We start from the raw sequence: 1,877 nt of genomic DNA, 5'->3' as shown, positions 1-1,877 counted from the left end.
GAAAGCATGACGGCCACCGGGCGCCCCTGCTTCTCGATGGTGACGGGTTCGCGCTGGGCGCGGTCGAGTAGGCGCCCGAAGTGGTTCTTGGCCTCGGTGGCCGCGAGTGCTGTCATGGGTGCGGGGTACTGGTCTGTCCATATTAGCTAAAACGGCTAATATGGTCAACTGGTATCTGCCTGGCCCGCACCCAGTCCAGGAACGCCTGACACTCTCGGTCTGTGCCTTCGACTACGGTTGCAGCGAAGCGGTCGCAGTAGCTCTCCTGAACCGTCTCCGGCGGGGCTCCAAGGGCGTCGAGGACGACCGACAGGATGTCGAGGTGGAGCAGGTCCGCGCTCTCGAAGAGCCGCTCGACGGCGTCCATGGCCACGCCGTTGCGGTGCTGGAGCTGGAGTAAGCGGATGAGGAGGTCGTCGGACATGGAGTAGGAAGATGTGCTCTGGAACGCGTGGGTCGACTGCGTTCGCCCAGCTGGCACCGTGGGTGTCACGACGGCTCTCGCGCGTCGAGCGCGTCGAACCGCCGGAAGTGCTTGAGGTTGAACGTCCGGACATCCGTGAGACCGTGCGCGAGCGCCCACGTGGCGTGGTAGGCGTCGGCGAAATCGACGTTCTTCTCCACGTGCCACTCGGCCGCCTGGACGAGCCCGTCGGCGTCCTCGACGTCCAGCCCCGGCACGTGGCAGAGGACCAGGACGGCGTCGCGAACCTGCTCCTTGGTCCGGTCATAGAACGAGCCCAGGGTCCACACGACCTCGGCGATGACCAAGACCGAGGTGACGAGCCGGACCTCGCCGACCTCGGCCCGGTCGAAGAGGGCCTGGACCTGGTCGGCCTGCTCGGGCACGTCGTTCGTGAGGTAGCGGAGGAAGACGTTGGTGTCGACGAAGAGCGGGCCGCGGGCCTCGTCGGTGCTCGGGCTTCTCGGCGTGTCCGTGGGCGGGCGGTCAGTCGGCATCGGTCTCGTCGCCGGTGTTCGCGGAACCGGTGTCCTGGGTCAGGCGCGCCGCTCGGGCGCGGCGCGCGGCGTCGCGGACGGCGTCGAAGTCTTGGGGGGCGTCGACGGGGACTGAGCCGCGGAGGTCGCGGAGCGACTGTCTTACGGGCCGCAGGACGATGTCGCCGCCGCGCTCGACGAACGCGACGTGGTCGCCGACGGCCAGGCCCATCGACTGGCGGACGGCCTTCGGGACGGTAATCTGGCCTCGGCGGCCGATTCGGGTTGAGGGCATGTCGAACGGTTGTTTGTCAGTCAGAACCAATAATGTACGTCAAGCACCGGGCTGACTGTGGTTTTTGTTGGGGCCGACGATACTCGGAACGTTTCTGGACTCGCTTCTCTCGACGCGACATAACGAGCCTTATGTTACCGGAACACGAGCCCCCCAGACCCCGTGAGCGACGTCGAGATCGGTGTAGTTCATGCTGCAATAACAGCTACTCCGCACGCCGAGCCGAGTGCCGTCGTCGCCCGCCCCTCCGCCGCGGTGGCTCGACCCGTGGCCCAGGTCGACGACGACGCCCACCTCGTCCGCCTGTGGCTCCACGGGAAGTCACCCAACACCCGCGACGCCTACGAGCGCGACGTCCGGGCCTTCGTCGACTTCGCCGACGCGCCACTCGCTCGTATCACGCTCCAGCACGTCCAGGACTGGACCGACGTGCTCGAGGACGCCGGGCTGGCCGCCTCGACGCGCGCCCGGAAGCTCTCGGCCGTCAAGTCGCTCCTGAGCTTCGGCCACAAGCTCGGGTACCTCATATATAATGTCGGGGCCGCGGTGAGCCTGCCGAAGCAGAAGGACACGCTCGCCGAGCGGATCCTGCCCGAGGCCGCCGTCCACCGCGTGCTCGCGGTGGCCGATGCGGCTGCGGAGG

The 1,877-nt window shown here is 67.4% G+C and carries 5 protein-coding genes; 1 reads left to right on the top strand and 4 read right to left on the bottom strand.

Annotation, left to right across the window (positions count from 1 at the left end; all coding sequences use genetic code 11):
- The 4 genes from WBA11_RS19085 to WBA11_RS19070 form a co-directional block, all read right to left on the bottom strand.
- Positions 1 to 116: type II toxin-antitoxin system Phd/YefM family antitoxin (locus WBA11_RS19085; RefSeq protein WP_424522213.1), on the bottom strand; the 116-nt coding region annotated here is incomplete at its 3' end.
- A gap of 26 nt (positions 117 to 142) precedes the next feature.
- The gene (locus WBA11_RS19080) at positions 143 to 424 is read right to left on the bottom strand and encodes a hypothetical protein (RefSeq protein ID WP_424522212.1); all 282 of its coding nucleotides are present in this window, start codon (positions 422 to 424) and stop codon (positions 143 to 145) included.
- A 65-nt stretch (positions 425 to 489) separates the two neighbouring features.
- Positions 490 to 960 (bottom strand): PIN domain-containing protein, encoded by a 471-nt coding sequence (locus WBA11_RS19075; protein ID WP_424522211.1) that lies wholly within the window; start codon positions 958 to 960, stop codon positions 490 to 492.
- Positions 950 to 1,234: an AbrB/MazE/SpoVT family DNA-binding domain-containing protein gene (locus WBA11_RS19070; protein WP_424522210.1), complete on the bottom strand. Its 285-nt coding sequence runs from the start codon at positions 1,232 to 1,234 to the stop codon at positions 950 to 952. The genes WBA11_RS19075 and WBA11_RS19070 overlap by 11 nt, the downstream gene beginning before the upstream one ends.
- 267 nt (positions 1,235 to 1,501) lie before the next feature.
- Here WBA11_RS19070 and WBA11_RS19065 point away from each other — a divergent pair.
- Positions 1,502 to 1,877: tyrosine-type recombinase/integrase (locus WBA11_RS19065; protein WP_424522209.1), on the top strand; the 376-nt coding region annotated here is incomplete at its 3' end.

It is taken from the genome of Rubrivirga sp., assembly GCF_049648075.1.
Lineage (GTDB): Bacteria > Bacteroidota > Rhodothermia > Rhodothermales > Rubricoccaceae > Rubrivirga.
This window is presented reverse-complemented; position numbering and strand designations above follow the sequence as displayed.

Bases quoted from the DNA above. Each gene is read 5' to 3' on its own strand.
- WBA11_RS19075 (WP_424522211.1), bottom strand. From the start codon at position 960: ATGCCGACTGACCGCCCGCCCACGGACACGCCGAGAAGCCCGAGCACC.
- WBA11_RS19070 (WP_424522210.1), bottom strand. From the start codon at position 1,234: ATGCCCTCAACCCGAATCGGCCGCCGAGGCCAGATTACCGTCCCGAAG.
- WBA11_RS19080 (WP_424522212.1), bottom strand. From the start codon at position 424: ATGTCCGACGACCTCCTCATCCGCTTACTCCAGCTCCAGCACCGCAAC.